At 37.4% G+C, this 20,452-nt stretch carries 18 protein-coding genes; 12 read left to right on the forward strand and 6 right to left on the reverse strand.

The genetic code is table 11. The annotated features are described in order from the left end of the window. Positions 1–91 precede the first annotated feature (91 nt). Complete coding sequence (locus BFJ97_RS13870) at positions 92–928, forward strand: lipoate--protein ligase family protein (RefSeq protein ID WP_068985240.1); 837 nt, start codon at positions 92–94, stop codon at positions 926–928. A 31-nt stretch (positions 929–959) separates the two neighbouring features. Here the strand turns inward: BFJ97_RS13870 and BFJ97_RS13875 are convergent, their stop codons facing one another. Further along, positions 960–1,610, reverse strand: a complete 651-nt coding sequence (locus BFJ97_RS13875; RefSeq protein ID WP_068985241.1) for an RsfA family transcriptional regulator — start codon at positions 1,608–1,610, stop codon at positions 960–962. A 237-nt stretch (positions 1,611–1,847) separates the two neighbouring features. Between BFJ97_RS13875 and BFJ97_RS13880 the strand changes: the two genes are divergently transcribed. Both BFJ97_RS13880 and BFJ97_RS13885 read left to right on the forward strand, forming a co-directional pair. Beyond that, positions 1,848–2,072 carry a DUF1450 domain-containing protein gene (locus tag BFJ97_RS13880; RefSeq protein WP_049667962.1) on the forward strand — a complete coding sequence of 75 codons (225 nt, stop codon included), beginning with the start codon at positions 1,848–1,850 and terminating at the stop codon, positions 2,070–2,072. Between the two features lie 26 nt (positions 2,073–2,098). Beyond that, a complete protein-coding gene (locus tag BFJ97_RS13885; protein WP_068985242.1) occupies positions 2,099–2,353 on the forward strand; it encodes a hypothetical protein in 255 nt (84 codons plus the stop codon). Between the two features lie 26 nt (positions 2,354–2,379). Here the strand turns inward: BFJ97_RS13885 and BFJ97_RS24225 are convergent, their stop codons facing one another. After that, positions 2,380–2,691, reverse strand: a complete 312-nt coding sequence (locus BFJ97_RS24225; protein WP_139114443.1) for a hypothetical protein — start codon at positions 2,689–2,691, stop codon at positions 2,380–2,382. A gap of 128 nt (positions 2,692–2,819) precedes the next feature. On the opposite strand from BFJ97_RS24225, the gene BFJ97_RS13890 reads away from it, so the two are divergent. The 7 genes from BFJ97_RS13890 (at position 2,820) to BFJ97_RS13920 (ending at position 14,182) form a co-directional block, all read left to right on the forward strand. Then, positions 2,820–4,193 carry an HD domain-containing protein gene (locus BFJ97_RS13890; protein WP_254660171.1) on the forward strand — a complete coding sequence of 458 codons (1,374 nt, stop codon included), beginning with the start codon at positions 2,820–2,822 and terminating at the stop codon, positions 4,191–4,193. Between the two features lie 500 nt (positions 4,194–4,693). After that, positions 4,694–10,009 (forward strand): collagen binding domain-containing protein, encoded by a 5,316-nt coding sequence (locus tag BFJ97_RS25470; RefSeq protein ID WP_175401753.1) that lies wholly within the window; start codon positions 4,694–4,696, stop codon positions 10,007–10,009. A gap of 241 nt (positions 10,010–10,250) precedes the next feature. Then, the gene (locus BFJ97_RS13900; RefSeq protein WP_254660172.1) at positions 10,251–11,366 is read left to right on the forward strand and encodes a tyrosine-type recombinase/integrase; all 1,116 of its coding nucleotides are present in this window, start codon (positions 10,251–10,253) and stop codon (positions 11,364–11,366) included. A gap of 84 nt (positions 11,367–11,450) precedes the next feature. After that, entirely contained in the window at positions 11,451–11,588 is a 138-nt protein-coding gene (locus BFJ97_RS25250; RefSeq protein WP_254660173.1) for a hypothetical protein, read from the forward strand. 321 nt (positions 11,589–11,909) lie between these two features. Continuing rightward, entirely contained in the window at positions 11,910–12,071 is a 162-nt protein-coding gene (locus tag BFJ97_RS13910; RefSeq protein ID WP_175401754.1) for a hypothetical protein, read from the forward strand. Continuing rightward, complete coding sequence (locus tag BFJ97_RS13915) at positions 12,037–12,510, forward strand: hypothetical protein (protein WP_068985246.1); 474 nt, start codon at positions 12,037–12,039, stop codon at positions 12,508–12,510. The genes BFJ97_RS13910 and BFJ97_RS13915 overlap by 35 nt, the downstream gene beginning before the upstream one ends. Before the next feature lie 211 nt (positions 12,511–12,721). Beyond that, positions 12,722–14,182, forward strand: a complete 1,461-nt coding sequence (locus tag BFJ97_RS13920; RefSeq protein ID WP_058844397.1) for a serine hydrolase domain-containing protein — start codon at positions 12,722–12,724, stop codon at positions 14,180–14,182. A 349-nt stretch (positions 14,183–14,531) separates the two neighbouring features. On the opposite strand, the gene BFJ97_RS13925 is transcribed toward BFJ97_RS13920, so the two are convergent. From BFJ97_RS13925 to BFJ97_RS13935, 3 genes are all read right to left on the reverse strand, one after another. Then, complete coding sequence (locus tag BFJ97_RS13925) at positions 14,532–15,200, reverse strand: class A sortase (RefSeq protein ID WP_068985247.1); 669 nt, start codon at positions 15,198–15,200, stop codon at positions 14,532–14,534. Positions 15,201–15,208: 8 nt separating this feature from the next. Continuing rightward, positions 15,209–15,514 (reverse strand): hypothetical protein, encoded by a 306-nt coding sequence (locus tag BFJ97_RS13930; RefSeq protein WP_139114445.1) that lies wholly within the window; start codon positions 15,512–15,514, stop codon positions 15,209–15,211. 97 nt (positions 15,515–15,611) lie between these two features. Beyond that, positions 15,612–15,797 carry a 2-hydroxymuconate tautomerase gene (locus BFJ97_RS13935; RefSeq protein WP_068985249.1) on the reverse strand — a complete coding sequence of 62 codons (186 nt, stop codon included), beginning with the start codon at positions 15,795–15,797 and terminating at the stop codon, positions 15,612–15,614. A gap of 363 nt (positions 15,798–16,160) precedes the next feature. Here BFJ97_RS13935 and BFJ97_RS13940 point away from each other — a divergent pair, with 363 nt between their 5' ends. Next, positions 16,161–16,679, forward strand: coding sequence for a YwhD family protein (locus BFJ97_RS13940; protein WP_068985250.1), 519 nt, complete (start codon positions 16,161–16,163; stop codon positions 16,677–16,679). 349 nt (positions 16,680–17,028) lie between these two features. Here BFJ97_RS13940 and BFJ97_RS13945 read toward each other — a convergent pair whose 3' ends face one another. Continuing rightward, positions 17,029–19,083, reverse strand: coding sequence for a transglycosylase domain-containing protein (locus BFJ97_RS13945; protein ID WP_068985251.1), 2,055 nt, complete (start codon positions 19,081–19,083; stop codon positions 17,029–17,031). Between the two features lie 300 nt (positions 19,084–19,383). Between BFJ97_RS13945 and speB the strand changes: the two genes are divergently transcribed. Beyond that, on the forward strand, positions 19,384–20,256 hold the full coding sequence (speB, locus tag BFJ97_RS13950; RefSeq protein ID WP_068985252.1) for an agmatinase: 873 nt from the start codon (positions 19,384–19,386) through the stop codon (positions 20,254–20,256). Positions 20,257–20,452: the final 196 nt, after the last annotated feature.

A 20,452-nucleotide genomic window follows, 5' to 3' on the forward strand; every position in this document is an offset into this window, starting at 1 on the left:
CCCTAAGTTCATGATTGCATTTCACGAATTTGACACCTTCCATAGATAATGTATGCTAAAGAGAAGAGATGTAAATAGAGGAGCACCAATAATGAAAAGTATTTTACAACAGCCGATTTGGCGTTTTTACGATCAATCCATTAGCGCAAAGCAAAGATCGCCACTTGAATCCTTTGCAACAGATGATACATTATGTCAGCTAGTTGGACAATTAGCCTCTCCGCCAACTATTCGTACTTGGGTGCATGATGCATCTGTTGTGCTTGGTATTCAGGATCACCGTTTACCATATGTGCAGGAGGGGATGGACTTGCTTAAAACACGTGGTTATCATCCTATAGTGCGCAATTCAGGCGGATTAGCAGTTGTCCTTGATGAAGGTGTACTGAATATTTCTGTTGTTTTATCTGAACAAACGGAAACGCTAAGCATTGATGATGGCTATGATGTAATGGTGGATTTAGTAAAGGGATTATTCCCTGAAGTAGCGGATCAAATTGAAGCCTATGAGATTGTAGGTTCCTATTGCCCGGGCTCCTATGATTTAAGTATTGAAGGAAAGAAATTTGCTGGTATTTCTCAGAGACGTTTACGCCAAGGAGTAGCCGTGCAAATTTATTTATGTATTGAAGGTAGCGGTTCAGATCGAGCTGCACTCATTCGTGACTTTTATGAGGAAAGTCTAAAGGGAGAGGAAACCAAATTTACGTACCCTAACATTGTCCCTGATGTGATGGCGTCGCTATCCGAACTTATTGATGTATCATTAACAGTGGAAGATGTTGTGATTCGTTTACAGCAGCTTCTTCACAATATGGCTGAAGAAATTCGTTTTGAGTCTTTTGGTGACGAAGAACTGACGTCATACGCATTCTATTTACAACGTGTTTTAGAACGCAATACGAGAATGCTCGAACCGAAAAAATAGATTACAACGACCAAAGAAAAAAGCGATGCTGCTAACTAAGCGCATCGCCATTTTCTTGTTGATAAGCAGAACTACTTACAACAAGATTTCCGTTTTTCTCCATTTTGAAGACAGGTGCAATTCGTTCTTCCTCTTCATCTAGTGTTACTAGTCGTCTAGCACGGTTCATAATTTGTACAAATTGCTCGTAATCTTTTCGAATAGATCTATTTTCCTCTTCTAGCTGCGTAATGGTCTTCTCTAGTTTTTTATTTTTCTCAGAGGTTACGTGTACAAGCTGTCTCCATTTTGTAGACTCATTACCTATCTCACCAGAGTGTTGCAAACGTAGTAAATAGGCTATGACAATATCAAGAGATAATGCAGAAAGAGGAATTGATTTACCCTCTGCGCCACTATTATTTACTGTAAACATACTAGTAGTACGTCGTCTTGCTGGAGCGCCCAACACTCGCATTCTCTCTTTTCTTTCTTTTTTCGCATCTGCTAATTGCTCCTCATACTCTTTGCGAACAACAGCATTCCAACGAAAACCACAGGCTGCGGCAGTACGGTTCAAAGCATCGCCAGCTTCTTCGAAGGCGTTTAACTGCGTACTTCCTTCCGTTACATGGCGAATAACCGCCTCTGCTAATAATTCATCATTTTCTTCTAACCAAGCATCTTGTCTTACTTTACTCATAGTAAAATCCTCCCACCTTTATTTGGAACTTATTTATTTATAACTAGCATGACCAATCTTTTAACCTTTTATTCATCTATGTGGAAGGAATTATGCTTGAATACAAGGTGAAAAATGCGATACAATACCCGATGTAGGTTTGTGCGTATGCTACATACTTAAATATGTGAAGGTCATACGTTCAATAGAGCGGTTTTTTGATTGAAAAAATACTATATAGAAAGGGTTGTTGACAAAATGGCAAACGAATTTAAAGTTTGCGATGAATGTCAGGCCGTTAACTTAAAAACGTTAATTCCAAAATTAAAGGAAATCGATCCTGATGCAACCATCGAAATTGGCTGTCATTCTTATTGTGGTCCAGGACGTAAAAAAACATTTACCTTCGTAAATAGTCGCCCTGTTGCTGCATTAACGGAAGAAGAACTAATGGAAAAGGTTTTAGCAAAGTTAAAGAAATAAGTAAAACAAAACGCTATCTTCACTAGTTGAAGATAGTTTTTGTTTTCTGTGCGTATTTAATATTAAAGATAGAAGAGGTAAAGAGATGGAAAGAAGAGTCAGAGCGACGGATAGAACCTTTCGAAGTGAAGGATAGAGTAGTCAAAGAGACGGATAGAATCGGCGGAGTGACGGAAAGAAGAGTCAGAGCGACGGATAGAATCCTCGGAGTGATGGAAAGAAGAGTCAGAGCGACGGATAGCCATCGAAGTGACGGAAGAAAGGGCCAAAGCGACGGATAGAACCATCGGAGTGACGGAAAGAAAAGTCAGAGCGACGGAAAGCCATCGAGGTGACGGAAAGAAGAGCCAAAGCGACGGATAGAACCATCGAAGTGACGGAAAGAAGAGTCAAAGCGACGGAAAGCCATCGAGGTGACGGAAAGAAGAGCCAAAGCGACGGATAGAACCATCGAAGTGACGGAAAGAAGAGTCAAAGCGACGGAAAGCCATCGAGGTGGACGGAAAGAAGAGCCAAAGCGACGGATAGAACCATCGAAGTGACGGAAAGAAGAGTCAGAGCGACGGAAAGCCATCGAGGTGACGGAAAGAAGAGTCAAAGCGACGGATAGAACCAACAAAGCGACGGAAAGCCATCAAGGTGACGGAAAGCCATCCGTCGCAAGGGAATTAGGTCAATAGAATCCTAAATTAAGACGAGAATACAGTGAGTTAGGTTGATAGTCTCTATAATTAAAGGGAAATATGTATGCTAGTCCTGCATTTATCGCATATAATAGAACAAATAGGAAACGGGGGTGCTGTACAATTGACACATTATGCAAAAGCTAAATTGCAAGAGGAAAAAGTATTCAAGGACCCGGTGCATCGCTATGTGCATGTACGGGATCAAGTGATTTGGGATTTAGTTGGGACGAAAGAATTCCAGCGATTACGTCGAATTCGCCAGCTAGGTACAACGTTTTTAGTATTCCATGGAGCCGAGCATAGCCGCTTTAGTCACTCACTTGGCGTTTACGAAATTGTACGTCGCATAGTAGATGATATTTTTGCTGGGCGTCCTGAATGGGATGAAGATGAACGACTACTTGTGCTTTGTGCAGCCCTACTACACGATTTAGGGCACGGGCCATTTTCGCATGCTTTTGAAAATGTCTTTGAACTTGATCATGAATTTTATACAAGACAAATTCTGCTCGGTGATACAGAAGTGAATGCAGTATTAAAAAAAGTATCGACTGATTTCCCTGAGAAAGTATCACAGGTAATTGAAAAAACATATCCGAATAAGCAGGTCGTCAGTTTAATATCGAGTCAAATCGATGCTGATCGTATGGATTACCTACAACGTGATGCGTATTTCACTGGCGTAAGCTATGGTCATTTTGATATGGAACGGATCTTAAGAGTAATGCGTCCGCGAAAAAATCAGGTTGTTATTAAGGCGACAGGCATGCACGCGGTAGAGGATTACATTATGAGCCGCTATCAAATGTACTTACAAATTTATTTCCATCCAGTGTCTCGCAGTGCAGAGGTTGTTTTAAATAATATTTTAAAACGCGCTAAGCAATTAAGCTTGGCGGGCTACAAATTTAAGCACGAGCCTACACACTTTTTAGCATTTTTCCGCAACTCCATTCAGCTGGAAGATTATCTTGCATTAGATGAGAGTATTCTTTTTACATATTTTCAACTTTGGATGCAAGAGGAAGATGCTATATTAAGTGACTTGAGTCGCCGCTTTGTCAATCGAAAGCTATTTCAGTACATCGATTTAGATCCAGGTGTCGAGCTAGACAAATATCAAAAACTACAAGAGCTCTTTAAGCAAGCCGATTTAAATCCAGAATACTATCTTGTCCATGATACGACGGCAGATCTACCTTATGATTTTTATCGACCAGGAGAGGAAGAAGTACGCGTTCCTATTTTCTTAGAAATGAAAAATGGAGAGCTACGAGAACTTTCTCGTGAATCGATTATTGTGGATTCTATTTCTGGGCGCATGAAGCGGGATCATAAAGTATATTTCCCACTTGATTTCTTAGAGGACAACAGTACCCATTCCGTTGTGAAGACACAAATATTAGCTTTACTGCGAAAACAGGAAAAAAAATAAAAAAAATTTAATGTATAAATCATGTATGTTAAACGAGAGCAGTTTAATAGGATACCAACATATTGATAATGAAAAAACAGTAAAAGTACTCATTGAGAGTAATCTTTTACTGTTTTTTTGTTGTATAAAGATAAATAAAATGGAAAATATATAGAAATTTTTTGAATAATGTAAATAGAAAGTCCGGAATTGTTTAGAATTTGTTCAGTAGTCTTCCTTATAATGAGTCGAAAACCCTAAAGGGGGTGAGGCCTATTATTATAGGTGTCACAAAAGTAGCATGGATACATATAAATTTGTACATCACACATTCATAAGTCATCATGATTGCCTATGCAGTGAAGTACTTATAAGAATGTATTCAGTTATGGCGACAAGTGAATTGAAGGAAAGAGGGACCAACCTATTGTTTGTGGCATACCTTCCAACATGAAGAAAGGATGCAACGTCGTCAACAAACACCAACAGGTATCTCTCTGAACTTAGAAAAGGAGAGAAACATGAAGAAACTTAAACAATTAAACATAGCAATTATCTTATTGCTGCTCGTATTCCAAACCGTACTATCACCGATTTCAGTGTTTGCGGCAGAGGGCGAACTACCTGCAGTTGAAACTGGAACAGATACTGGGACTAGTACGGGTTCTACGGGAGAGGTCGTACCACCTGTAACACCACCAGTTGAAACGGGAGGAGATGCTGATACCAGTTCTACGGGAGAGGTCATACCACCTGTAACACCACCGGCTGAAACTGGAGAAGATGCTGATACTGATTCTACGGGAGAGGCCGTACCACCTGTAACGCCACCGGCTGAAACTGGAGGAGATAATGAGACTGGTTCCACGGACGAGGTCGCACCACCCGCTGAAGCAGGAAAAGAGGAAGGAACTAACCCTGATTCTGGCAATGAAGTAAAAGACCCAAGTGGAGATATGCCGGACGAAACTACACCACCAAAGTATGATTCAACTATGCCTGTTGATGTGATTAAAAATGTTGAGTTTACTGTGGATGGAAAAAAGGTTAATCCAAGTGACAGTATTAAAGTTACTAATGGACAATCTGCAGAGTTTAAATTCCATTTAGAACTAGCAGCGGGACATAATTATGGTCCGGGTACAACATTAACGTACACTTTACCAGCTATTTTTGAAGATATCACATTCCCGAATGGAACAGCTTATGGTGAGGTCGGTACAATTTCGAAAAATGGAAATGACATCGTAATTACATTCAACGATGAGTTACGAGATGATTTAGGAACGGGTGTAGCCCTTGAGCCAGAAGCATTCTTTATGGTAGAGGCAAATTTTTTAAATGGTAATACGAATTGGGAAGAAACAATTAGTTTACCAGGCACTGAAAACATCAAGCTGAACTTCCAACCTTCGAATAGTGGTACACCTGTTACTAAATCAGGTGAAGCAGATAGTAGTGCGCTAAACAGCAAGTTTATTAAGTGGACAGTAGATGTTAATACAAATTTAGGCGTTAATGAAGCGTCAGGTACTACAGATTTTGTTGATACACTAATAGAAGGTGCACATACATTTAAGCAAGATTCTGTAAAAATCACAAAGTTAAATGTATTCCCTGATGGCACTGTAACAGACTCTACTGACATTATGCAGGCGAAACCAATTTTTGATAAAGATGATAATAATAAAGACCGAATGACAATTTCATTGCCAAATGAAAAGTATACGGCTTACCGCATTACGTATCAAACAGAAGTTGGTGACCCAGGTAACGTTAAAAGTGCAAACTTTAAAAATGAGGCTACTTATAATGGGGAATCCTCTCCTCAATCAGTAACTGTAAACTTTGGTGATCCATTAGCAAAAACACATGAAGGTCCTACTTATAATGATTTAGCAACATATTGGACGATTAATTACAACTTCAATAAGCGCAACATATCATCTAAAAATGCAGTACTGACTGATGTGTGGTCAGACACTCAAGAATTAGATGGGGATGTGCAGGTGTTTATGGCAGATGGTACTACTCCTGCTGATATTCCTGCTGATGTAGATACTAAAGTTAGTAACGGTTTTAAATTATCATTTGATGCTGATGTAACAAAACCATATGTAATCAAATACAAAACAAAGCCAAAAGCTGATGTTTTCCCTACGAAAGACTATACAGTAACAAATACAGTAACGCGTAGCGATATGACAACGTCAGTTCAAGACAGTACAACTTATAGTAAAACAGGATTATTACTGCATAAATCCAAAAATGGTATTGATTATCATAATAAAACGATGTCATGGAAAATTGTGGCGAACCAAGCGGGCTATAACTTAGATGCTGGTACTGTGTTTACTGATACTTTTACAGATAAAAACCTAACTTTAAAAGAAGATAGTTTAGAGATAAAAGTAGGTAATACCACATTAGTTAAAGGTACAGATTACACGTTAACTAATAAAAACGATAAAACTGGTTTTGAAATTACTTTAAAAAATGCAACAAATAAACTTATCGAAATTACGTACGATACAGATTACGATATTCGACATGTTGGAGAAAATACAATTCAATATCGAAATGAAGTACAAATGGAAAATAGTGCTTTATCAAATGTTTCATCTGATTGGGATGAACAAAATATCCACTCTGAACAAAAAGCAAACGGTAAAAAAGAGGGTTATTATAATTACGCAACAAAAACCTTCCACTGGGATGTTGAGTTAAACTTTAACTACAATGATTTAAAAAATGCGGTATTCGAAGATAAATTACCAGATACACAAAAAGTGCAAAATATTGTTGTGCAAAAAGGTAAACTAAATGCAAGTGGTGATTTCGAAAAGGTAGGAGAACCATCCACAATTGAAAACACCTCAGGTAAACAGAATGAAATTAAGCTTGAATTAGGGGATATTGATAGCCCTTATAAAGTGACTTATGAATCAGTAGATGCAGATAGCATTTTCCCGCATGGTAACCCAGTAAGTATTACAAACACTGCTACATTGACAAGTGAAGCGGGTAAAAATGCATCATGGACAGAAACGGTTGATGTAAGTCATACAGACAAAATTTTAAACAAAAAGGGTAAACAAGCACAACAAGGTTCTGCAGTAGCTAAGTGGAATTTTGAATTTAACTACGCACAATCTATATTAAACAATGTAGTCATTACCGACACAGTTGGTAAAGATGCTGAGGGTAACCCAGAACAAATGATTCTAGAAGATACATTTAAAGTATATAAAGTTGCATTGTCTGGAAAAACTCCAAGTAATCCAGCTGAAGATAAGAAACTTTTAGCTCCAAGTGAGTATACATTAAATGTAGATATGAAAAATGGTACGTTCACTCTTGATTTAGGTAATGTAACTGGTGCTTACTACGTAGAATACGAAACAGTATTTACAGGTCTTTCAGGCTCTGATGCAAAAAATGAAGTAGAAGTAAGCTATCAAGGTAGCGGTCAAACAAGTGGAAAAGATAGCTGGTCAATTGTTGATTTTAAATATGGTAACCAAGCATCAACAGTTAAAGTACCATTCGTTATTGTAAAAACGAATGCTGCAACAGGCGAAGCAATGAAAGATGTTGAGTTTACTTTATACAGTGAATATACAGGTGATAAACCATTAATTAGCGCTAAAACAGGTAAAGACGGTGTATTAGATTTCGGATTAAAATTAGCTGAAGGTAAATATACAGTAAAAGAAACAAAAGTTCCTGGTTTTGAAAATCCGGATGTAAGCTTTACATTAGATCGCAATAAAAAAGCAACAACAGGTACATTTGCAGGTAAACAAATTGTTGAAATCGCTAATAAACCAGAAAGCTCCTTGAAATGTGATCGATTTGAATTAACAGTATATGATATTGACGGTAAATTAGTTAATAACGGAACAGTAACATTAGTAAGTAAAGCAACAGGATTATCCGAAGATCATAAAATTGAAAACGGTAAAGTTACTTTTACACCAGACCAAGTTAAAGCAGGTCAGTACGATGTTGTTTATGATGGTGTGCCGTTAAAGACGATTACAGTTGAGTACAGTGACAAATGTCATGAGAATATCCAACCAACACCTAAGTGCGAAAACTTTACAATCGCGGTTGAAGATTCAAAAGGAAATATCCGTACAAATATTAAAGAGTTAACATTAAAATCAGGTACTACAGAAGTAAAGGCATCACCTGATGCGTCAGGGAAGTTTATTTTTGAATCAAACAAAAATAATCCTACTAATGGCGTGAAGCCAGGTGAGTATCTGGTGTACGAAGGTAACCAGTTCTTAGGGACAGTAACTTTAACGTACACAGAAGACTGTGGGCATGAATTTATCGTTAAAGAAGTACCAAAGTGCGAGAAGTTCGAATTAACTGTAAAAGATGTTGATGGTAATAATATTACTGATGGTAAGACAAAAATAGTTGTTAAAGATGCTAGCGGTAAAGAAATTATTAACACAACAACTACGACAGGTGTTATTGAATTAACTGATTTAGAATCAGGTATTTATACAGTTATAGTAGATGGCAAAGAAATTGGTAACTTCCAAAACAATATCGAGTGTAAAATAACAGTTCAACCAGCGCCTTCATGTCCACAATTTACACTAACTGTAAAAGATGAAAATGGCAAAGTACGTCCTAATGTTGACAACATCACGATCAAAGATACAACAGGAGCAATTATTGCTACAAATAAGACGACAAATGAATTAGGTCAAATTACTATTCCATCTGAAAACATTCCTTCAGGTGTGTACAATGTATATCAAGGTGATCTATTCATTGGTCAAATAACAGTTAAATATTCAGTTAATTGTGAAGCAGAAATATCAGCAGCGCCTGCATGTCCTGCGTTTACATTAACTGTACAAACTGAGTTTGGAACGCCAAATGCGAATGCAAAGATAACAGTAAAAGATGCTAATGGTAATATCGTTAAAGGTGTAGACAATAGTGAAGTTCTGACAACTAGTGTTGCTGGAACGGTTGTATTGCCAAACGAAGCTATTAAGCAAGGTACGTACTATGTATATGAAGGAAGTCGTTTAATTGGCTCATTCACAGTAAAAGATACATGTTCTGCTATAGTAAAACCTTCATCAACAGGTGGAAACGGTGGAGGCAATGGCGGTGGAGGAGGCGGTGGCTGGACTCCTGATCCAGAAAAACCAGTTGATCCAAACAAGCCAAATCCTGATCCGGAAAAACCAGTTGATCCAAACAAGCCAAATCCTGATCCGGAAAAACCAGTTGATCCAAACAAGCCAAATCCAGATCCAGAAAAGCCAGTTGATCCAAACAAACCAAATCCAGATCCGGAGAAGCCAGTCGATCCAAACAAGCCAAATCCAGATCCAGAAAATCCAGTTGATCCAAACAAACCAAATCCAGATCCGGAGAAGCCAGTTGATCCAAACAAGCCGGTTGATCCAAAAAATCCAGGTAATCCAACAACAGATACAAAAAATCCAACAAATCCTGGAAAACCTGAAACATCTAAACCATCTGTAACAGATGTCATTGATCAAGGTAAAAACTTACCACCATACAATCCTTCTACAGCGGATAAAGACACACTAGATTCGTATAAGGATTTCCTCGATAATTACAACAATTTATCTAAAGAGGAACAGGAAGAAGTAGCAAAATCTCTTGATATTGACAAAATCAAAGCAGATGCTGAACAAATGGAAGCTCAATTAAAAGCGACAGGCAAACTGCCGCAAACAAATGGAGCAAACCAAACAGCTCTTACACTAATTGGTGTAGCTCTTGTTCTAGGTGCATTGTTCTTATTGCGTCGTCGCAATACGGAAGTGAAATAATATTCAATAAGAAACCCCAAGATCACTCTGTAAGATTAAGTACAGGTAATTGTACTTTGAGTCAAATTTAGTAACACTTTAATAAAATGTTACACATTCAATAAAAAGCACGTTACTAAAAACGAAAAGTTTAGTAATGTGCTTTTTTATTTTTTATGATTTATTAAAGGATTATACATTTTACAATTACCAATAAATAAGTTAAGGTCAGAACGAACGTTCTGTTATAGGTGGTGTTAGATTGTATTGGTATGATTATTGTCCAAAAGGAATAACGAGTAAATATCAATTATTAGTATTTAAAGATAACCAACCTTTTCTTCCATTAACAGATTATTTCCATGATTGTTTAGGAAGAATTGATAAGAGTTCTGCTACGTCTTATTTAAATTGCTTGCTTCCATTTTTTAAATGGTTGGAGCTAGAAAGTAATTATCAAGGGAAACGAGTGAAATGGAATGATTCATCTGAAATAATACGAATAGTTGTAGAAGATTATTTAATGCTTGAGCTGGCATGTAAAATTCGAGAAAAAGATACCTTTCGATTTGTGAAATTAACAAATAAAAGTCCTATTACAATCAGTCGCTTTTTATCAGCATTAAAATCTTTTTATAAGTCGATGATTCGATTGGAGCATTATACATATAACAATCCATTCATAGATGGGCAATATATTTTGCATGATTATAGCAATCAAAATGGTGTTAGAAAAGATAAACCTAGAATGCCGAATATTTCAGGGACAGAAGATGCTATTCCTCACAGAAGATTAACAGATTCCTATTTCAAAATTATTAAAGAAGAGTGGCAACCACAAATAATAGATGATGGCAATTTACCATATCAAGTTTATCAAGCAGGGAAAAAAGTGGATTGGTCACAACGGGAAATGTTGATTGCACGTATGTTGTTCGAAACAGGTGCAAGGATATTTGAAATCATTCATTTAACAATAGGAGATTATCGCCAACGAAAGAGCCACCAAGAAGTTGCTACTTTTAACAAAGGTAGTCATGGTCGAAAAATAAAGTTCTTACGCTTTAGCAAAGATACTGTTAAACGATTATTTCATTACATTGATACAGAAAGAAAGAGCTATGACAAAAACCACTTCATATTTGAACAATTAAGTGATGATTCCCCTATTTTTTTATCGGAAAACGGAACTGCACTCACTTATCATGCATGGTACCATCATTGGAATAAAGCGATGAAGTTAAATGAAATAAGCTTAAACCCTCATAAAGCTAGACATTGGTTTGTAACTTCGAGATTAAGAGAGATATATCATATTTCTCAAAATGAGAGCGAAATTCAACAACGAAAAAATGAGTTAATTAAATATATGAAATAGAAAAATACGGATACTATAAATGTTTACGAACATCATTTTGATAAAGCAAAACATCGAGAATCCCACGACAAAATGTTAGAACAAATGCAACGAAACGAAAAAGAATATATACAGCAACTAAAAGCTTCAAAAAAATCTAAACTAAAACTAACAGTAATTGAAACAGATAATTTAAATAAATTTGATGGAGATTTACAGGAGCTATTAGAAGGGTTGGAGTAAGTTTGGCAGAAACATTGCGACCAGTAACAGATTGGTATGATAAATGGTTAGGCACAATGGATACAAAATTAATGTGTCTACAAAACAATAGAGGCGAATATTTAATCGATAAACTAGATGAACGGGTTTTTAAGTATATGAACAATAATTGTTTGACTTATGATTGGAAAAATCATTTATTACTTATAACATTAATTAATTCAGCTAGAAATAATGACGTTAGAACGGACTTGAAAAAAATAGAGATCTTACACCTAAGATTCAAACAAATTTTCAGTGAATGTGGGTGAGTTATTAGGGATCATTGAGTTATCAAAAGATATGGAAACACGATTTAAGGCAATGGGTCTAGACCTTGAAGTACGTAAAGCAAAAGAAATGGCGAAGCAAGCAAAAATCGAACTAAAAGAGATTGACTTGATAAAACAATATAGAGAGGAACGTCATTATGAACCAATCACAAAGCACAATCCATTCAGATAAGCGGCAATGGCTTGTAAAAGTGCATCAGCAACGAAGAGACCGTTCACTTACTATTGGAATTCAAACGATTAATTTTCTAGTAGAACAAGGGATTCCCGTAACTTATCACAACATTAGTGAGCATTCAAAAGCATTTGATGAAAAAGGAAAAGGTATCCATCAAAATACAATTAAGCGCAATGAAGAACTACATTCTTATTATCAAAAGCATAGCAGAACGTATAAAGTAAAAAACACACGTAAAAAACCTGTAATGCCTTCTACATTTGACGAATCATCGATAAGAAGGATTTCATCTGAACGTGATGTAAACTTCGCCAAAAGGAGGTATTTGCAGCTTTCAAAAGAGGAATTGGTGAATAGATTAATAGCGGTTGAAAAATACATTGCAGAAAATCAAGAACGATGGCTAACTAATCAATTTGAGCAGTTTAAGTAGAATAATGAGATACAAAACCAGCCTTGTTAAATTACTTTTAACTAGGCTAATTTTTAACTATCTTGTTCAATTAAAGCACCCGTTAGTTTAAGTGTAACTCTTCACAATTACTTGATATTATATAGTTAAGTAGAAATATAAATTAGAATTTAGTTTATAGTTATAAAAATAAGTTTTTTATACTCTTATAATTCTTCAAAAAGGAGAGTTTATGAAAAAGACTATTGTTTTTGTATTAACGATACTTATATTATTCTCGGGATTCGCAACACAAAGTTATGCGTTGTCAGATTCGAAATCTGTGGCAATACAAGCGTTGCTAGATGATGCCTCTCGTACATCAGGTGTGCCTGGAATGTCAATCTCAATACTTGCTAATGATGAAGTGTTCTACTTTTCTTCTGGGTATGCAGATCTTGAAAAGGGGTTGTCTGCAAGTGAAAATACACTCTATGAGTTGGCCTCGGTGAGTAAAGCTTTTACTGGTATGGGGATTCTGCTATTGGAAGAGCAAGGGCTGCTATCAATGACTGACCCTATCCAAAAATATTTACCTTGGTTTACGTTAAAGTATCAAGGTAAACCTGTTGATATGCAAAGCCTTACACTAAATAACTTCCTTCACCATACCAGCGGCTTAACAAATATTAGACATACTCAAAATATTCCACAAGGCAATACGCCTGATATGTTGCAAAAGACTGTGGAAACGCTGGTAGATGCTGAATTGGCGTTCTCTCCCGGTGAACAATATAACTATGGAACCGTTAATTATGACGTATTGGGTTTGGTTATTGAGATTGTATCACGACAAAGCTATGAAGACTTTATGAGGGAACAGGTATTTCTACCCTTAGGTCTTCACCAGACGTATGTTTATAAAGAAGATGCTCAAGCCACTGGACAGTTAGCACAGGGCTACCGTTCTTCCTTTTTCATAACAACTCCATTTAACGCTCCGGATTATGCTGGGAATAAACCTGCCGGCTATATCATTTCTAATACAAAAGATATGGCGCGTTGGATGGGCATACAGATGGGTATCGTGCAGGACATACCCGAAATATTTCACAGGGTTATCGAAAAATCACATAGGGGTGATATGTCTGTTTCGGCTGTCAACGATATGTATTATGCGGCAGGTTGGTCGGTAAACGCCGAACAAACGTTTATAGAACACACTGGGGGTAATCCGAATTTTAGAACCGAAGTAGCCATACTGCCAAATGAACGAACAGCCATCTGCTTACTGAGCAACGGCGCAAATACCAATATAAACCTGGTACTAAAAGTTAAAGATATATTAGACGGCAATCTAACTCAGTCATATGAGATAAGCGGCACACAGCTTTTGGACATCATTTTGTCGTCTACCACAATTATTCTTTGCCTATTGGCCGTTCTGTTATTTCTCTTAGGATTAAGAAAAAGGAAAACGAATGAGCAGCAGCCAATTACAAAAAAGAGAACAATCGTAACAATTATTTTCCTAATCGCTACGATTGCCCAGTGTATAATGTTTTTTGCCTTCGATTGGTCAACGATACTTATTTGGCAAACATATAGTGTTCTTACAGCTTTGATTTCGTCAACATTATTAACAGCAAGCATTACTTGGTATATACTCACCGATAAGATGCCTCGCTCCGAAAATAAGTATAATGTTAAGTAATTAAATTCCACTTTATCAATATTCTTAATTAAAAAAACATAAGACACCTCGGTGTCTTCTTTAATGTCATCGACACTTCTCCTAGTTAAACCCACTTGCTATTTCTTCCACTAACCTGCTTCGTTAGTTGAAGAACGGATAGAAAAATTTCCTAATAATATACTTTTATTAAATATACTCAAACTATATCTTTAAACACAAATAAAAGCTGAACTAATATCAAAATTAGTTCAGCTTTAAAATAGCATATTATAATGTTGCACATTGTATATAGGATCCTGAAATATTATGTGCATTACTTTAACTCTTGACTTTTAATAAAACGTAAAATCTTGGGGTTTTTCGTATACTAAAAAGTTTCTGATAGCTTTGCAGGTGCTTTGTCAAACGGATATTGCTCAACAAAATCTGCTTGAATGGCAAGTCTTTTCGTGCCATTATCAGCGCATGTAACGAGGGTCAAAACGGTTTTATTAGGGATATCATTAATAACATAAACATCCGTAGCGGCGATGATTTCCTTAGACATTAGTTTGTACTCATAAATATTCGTTAAATCCGTTACATAAATCGTATCTCCTATACTCGCTTTATATAAGGGGCTAAATAAAATATCTGTTTCTTCAAAGTAATGACCCGCTAAAGCGTAATTTCCTTGTCCAAGTTTTTGATTAGGCTTCATGGTGCCTGCTCCAACGGCAAGAGAGGCATTGCCAACTCCTTTGACGATAGGAAGCTGCATATCCACACTAGGGACAGCGATACTACCAATGACAGGCATTTTATTTGCTGTTGTTTGAGCTTTTAAAACTTCCGCAATAGATAGTGATTGTACTGCTTCAAATTCAAAATCGGCATCCACATTATTGTTCTTTTCAATATCCTCTGCACTGTAATCGGTTGTATTTAATTGTTTACTTAAATGAGCGATAATGGCATTTTGAATTGGATTAATAAAAATAAGTAAGAGGCCAATGATGAGCATACAAATGAGTAGTGTTAGTTTAAGTTTATTCATTTCATAGATCACATCCTAGTATTGAAATTACGAATCGCCGCTAAAGGATCAAGTTGCGCCGCTAAAAGTGAGAGAATTGCCGGTAAAGGATCAAGTTGCGCCGCTAAAAGTGAGAGAATCGCCGGTAAAGGATCAAGTTGCGCCGCTAAAAGTGAGAGAATCGCCGGTAAAGGATCGATTTGCGCCGCTAAAAGTGAGAGAATCGCCGGTAAAGTGTCGATTTGCGCCGCTAAAAGTGAGAGAATCGCCGCTAAAGGATCAAATTCCGCCGCTAAAACCAAGAGAATCGCCGCTAACAGGTCATATTCCGCCACTAGAACTATAGCTGGCTCGGTAAAACGTTATGTATCGTCAGTAAGGACATCAGACGAAAAAGAGTAGAGCATTATGTTGCTCTACCCGTTATACTCTTTATTTATCACTGTGGAGCACGCCTGCAACGCCGTAATGGTTTTTAGGCATTTCTTCGATAAAGACTGTTACGTTTTCTGCTGGCGCGTTAACTGTACGAGAAACGGCTTCTGTTACTTCTTTTACTAGTGCGCGTTTTTGTTCGTCTGTACGACCTTCAAGCATTTTCACTGTTACGTATGGCATAATATTGCCTCCTTTATTGAATAATGTTGTATAGTTAGTTTATCTCCATTCAGTAGAAGACTTCAACCTCTGATGGTGGTAAGATGAATGCGGGTGTGGTTCCTTTTCCGTGGGTGTTCAAACACCTACTGAATGAAGATAAAAAGCCTCCGGCGGATGTCACGGATTTTGAAAGGAATGAATTGTGCTGGCACAATTCAAAATCCGGACGCAATTACGCCAAGGCGAAATTGATAAGAAAGAAAGTATAAAAACTTCTTACTTGTATTCAGGCATTTGCGCAAGGCAAGAGTCGTTGTCATGACGACACCGATGCGCTAACGATGCTTTACTTTATAATAGCAGAATGGAGGTAATTAAAGTATGGCAAATGAAGAAAAATCAAAACAAAAAATGGGCTTTACGATTATTAAAAATGACCCAACAGATGGACATAAGGGATTTGGAATCGGTTCGCTTTCACTTGAAAACGTATCGCCAGTCATAATCGATGTAGAAGAGGGGACAGCATCAGTTGAAGTCGGTGCAATGCATGCTCGTAGTGATGTGGAACGTGGTATTAAATTTACGACAGATCGTGCAGATTCAGAGGGTGGAAAACCGTATTGGCTCGTATGGGTGACGATTGACCATAAAGCGGATGGACCTTACTATGCAGGTGTTACTGCGTGTGAAATGGTAGTCAATCGAGAAAAACGTCGTGGCTATAAAATTTTAGCTGATCATGTTAATAAAATGGATAAATCTATGAAGCGTCATATTATTGTAGAGCATATGGATGCACCATCTAAAAAAGTGTTAGCTTCTTTCTTAGCGGAGCTCAATCCAGACCTGTGGGCACGTAGTGAGGACCAATTGCGTCAAGACTTATTTGCAGAATAGACTTACAATGATTGAACAATCTGTGACATTTTGCAATCGTTTTCGATATAAGGTTGAAAGTGGGTTTGAAACAAAGTAAACTTGATGCAGACTTACATTTTAGTAAGCTAGGACACTTGGTTCTGCGAATGTGATGAGCGCTATGCGGCATTTGAACAACCCAAACCCAAGCCAAATGCCTCATGATGCTCATCTACTTCGCGAGCCATAAAAAAGAAAAGCTTTCTGTTCCCACGGACACTGCTCCGGGGAAGAGAAAGCTTTTCTTTTTTTGTATATGTCTATTACTTTGTCGAGAGCCTTCGTTATTTAGAACGTGATTGACTCATAAAGGTTTCCACATTGTCTATTAGTTTTTAAAAATGTCGAACGGGAGCATATTCCAAATCTCTCCCCACGTATCTCTATCGAGAATATCAAAGTTTGAACATTTTTCAGTCGGTACATCCTTTTCATCTACATAGACCAAACGTTGTTTAGGGCAGGCGTCTGTTGCAAGTTTGCCTGTTTCAACATCGATGACCACACCTTTCACATCTTTAGGCTTTGTGAAATCCTCGTTCTTTGTTCCTTTATTGACAGTCTCCATAAAGTCGATCCATATTTTCTTTGTAGCTGCAGTATCTTCTTTTGTTTCTATATTTTTTCCTTGGTCATAGCCGTTCCACACACCAGCAGTTAAACTAGGTGTAAATCCAATTAACCATTGATCACTATTTGTAGAACCAGATTTTGCTGCATACGTATGCGTCATACGAGAGCGAATGCCAATCCCTGTAGCTGGAGAATAATCGTTAAATACAGGATCGAAAATACCTGTCATCATTTCTGTTAAGATAAACGTATCTTCTTTTGAGAGAACTGTCTCAGCTTCTTTTTTTTCTTCTTTATTTTCGTAGATGATATCACCATTAGCATCTTTAATAGAAATAATAGTAGTAGGAGCGGTTTCTTGTCCCTGTGATGCTAAAATATTATAAGCATTCGTCATTTCGTATAAAGTAGTTTCAGCTGTTCCTAGCGCGATAGATAAATTGTCTTTATCACCAATATTCACGTTGAATCGATCAGCCATCTCGTGAAATGCTTTAAATCCAATTTCCTCTAACGTTTTAACTGCGTAAATATTATCTGAAATAGCGATCGCTTGTGCCATCGACATATCATGCGTTGCAAATTTGCCGTTAACATTTTTGGGAGAATATGTTGAACGTCCTTTATCATAAGTGAAAGTTGTCTCACCTACATCTATAAAAGTTAATGGCGTATACCCATTCTCTAAAGCTGCGGCATATAAAATAGGTTTAATGGTTGAGCCTGGCTGACGTTTTGCCTGTGTAACCCTGTTAAATGAACTTGTAGCATAGTCACGGCCTCCGACTAGTGCGGTAACAGCACCTGAATTGGACTCCATACTAACGAACGCAGCTTGGAGATCATTAGCAGGCATGTTTTTGGCTACAGCTTCTTCTGCTGCTTTTTGGTGTTCTTGATTAAGGGTTGTTTGGATAGTCCAACCACCTTCACTAATGTCGAGATTTTTTGTTTTCAAAATTTCACTAGCCTCTTGCCATGCTACGTCAAGGAAGAATGGTGCTATAGATTTTGTTGCTACCCAGCTATCATTCTTTAAGACAATCTTTTCATTTTCTGCACGTGTTTTTTCATCTTGCGTAATGGCACCTTGATCAGCCATCAATTTTAAAATAACGTGCTGGCGATTAGTTGCCTTATCTAGATTGACAATAGGGGAGTAAATACTTGGCCCTTTTGGAATTCCAGTTAACATTGCTGCTTCCGCTAGTGTTAAATCACTGGCAGATTTTCCGAAATAAAATCGACTAGCTGCTTCTACACCGTACATACCATGTCCGTAATATACAGTGTTTAAATAGCCCTCCAGTATTTCATCCTTATCATAAAAAACTTCTAATCTATAAGCATACAGTGCTTCATTTAATTTTCGTGTCCAAGACTTTTCATGTGAAAGATATAGATTTCGAGCATATTGTTGTGTAATAGTACTTGCTCCTTGAACCTTACTTCCAGCCTTAATATCAACTAATAATGCACCTGCGATACGTGAAAAATCCAATCCTCTATGCTCATAAAAATCTTTATCCTCAACAGCGACCACTGCTTTTTTTAGATAGGGGGACATCTCATCAAGATCAACCCAATAACGTCGTTCGTTCGTAAAGTGATCCCCAATCTGGTTCTCATTTTCATCTAAGAAAATAGAGGCTTTAGGTACGGTTAAAGGCGGGGCACCAGCCACTTGAACATAGACGCGTAAAGCTACAAATGCTACTACAATTGCAGATAGAAAGGCGACGAAAAGGGTAAGGGCTTTGCGTGTACGCTTCGTACGTTTTTGCTTACGTTGATAGCTTTTTCTCTTCATCCGACTTCACCTCGTTTTCTCACACTTGCGTATAGTATGTGTCTGAACATTCATCTTTAATCGAAATTCTAGGTAAAAACTATTGCACTTTATTCAAAAACATCTATACTTTTTTTGTACTGTTTGAAATGCTAGCATTCGACAAAAGAAAGACACTTTGTAAATTTTAATCGAATTTTGCTAGATGTTCCAATAATGTATACGAGGATGCAAGGATAGAGGTTTCATTACAATCCTGTAAGTCCTTAATAGAGTAATGGTGAAATAGGATTAATTCCTAATAAAAGTGGAGGTCGAGTAATGAGATTTGATGAAGCTTATTCAGGAAATGTTTTTATAAAAAGTCATCCCACATATGAGGATGCTCAGGCAGTTATTTACGGTATGCCAATGGACTGGACAGTTAGTTATCGTCCAGGCTCACGTTTTGGCCCGCAACGTATTCGTGAAGTATCAATTGGTCTAGAAGAATATAGTCCATATTTAGATCGCGAGTTAGAAGAAGTGAAATATTTTGATGCAGGAGATATACCGTTACCATTCGGGAATGCACAGCGTTCTTTAGATGAAATTGAAAAGTATATCGAGACGCTTTTAGCGGATGGCAAGATTCCAGTTGGCATGGGTGGCGAACATTTAGTATCGTGGCCTGTAATGAAAGCTGTATCTGCGAAATATGATGATCTAGCAATTATCCACTTCGATGCACATACAGACTTACGTGTTGAATATGAAGGGGAGCCACTTTCTCACTCAACGCCTATTCGCAAAATTGCCGAACATATCGGACCGAAAAATGTCTATTCATTTGGTATTCGTTCAGGTATGAAGGAAGAATTCGAATGGGCAAAGGAAAATGGCATGCACATCTCAAAATTTGAAGTGCTAGAGCCATTAAAAGAGGTATTACCGACTTTAGCGGGACGTAATGTTTACGTGACGATTGATATTGATGTACTTGATCCTGCACATGCACCAGGCACAGGAACAGTAGATTGCGGAGGCATTACATCGAAAGAATTACTAGCATCAATCCATGCGATTGCAGCAAGTAATGTCAATGTAGTTGGCTTTGACCTAGTTGAAGTTGCACCAATCTACGACACATCAGAAATGACAGCAAACACAGCCAGTAAATTGCTAAGAGAAATGATTTTGGGTTGGGTAAAATAAAGAGGGCTTTATAAGTGTTTATATGAAGCGATTGGAGTGGGGTTTAGCTATGAGCTAGCCCCACTTTTCAACTTTTTTCTTAGAGAAGCTAGGGCAGTCCTGTGTAATTTATTGTGTAATAGGACTCGAATCGTAGATGGTTTTAATTTGTTCTTAAAGGCATTGATAAAGATCTTTTAATAAAAGGTCTTATCGA

Origin of the sequence: Lysinibacillus xylanilyticus (genome assembly GCF_001708185.1) — a bacterium.
GTDB classification, from domain to species: Bacteria; Bacillota; Bacilli; order Bacillales_A; family Planococcaceae; genus Lysinibacillus; species Lysinibacillus xylanilyticus_A.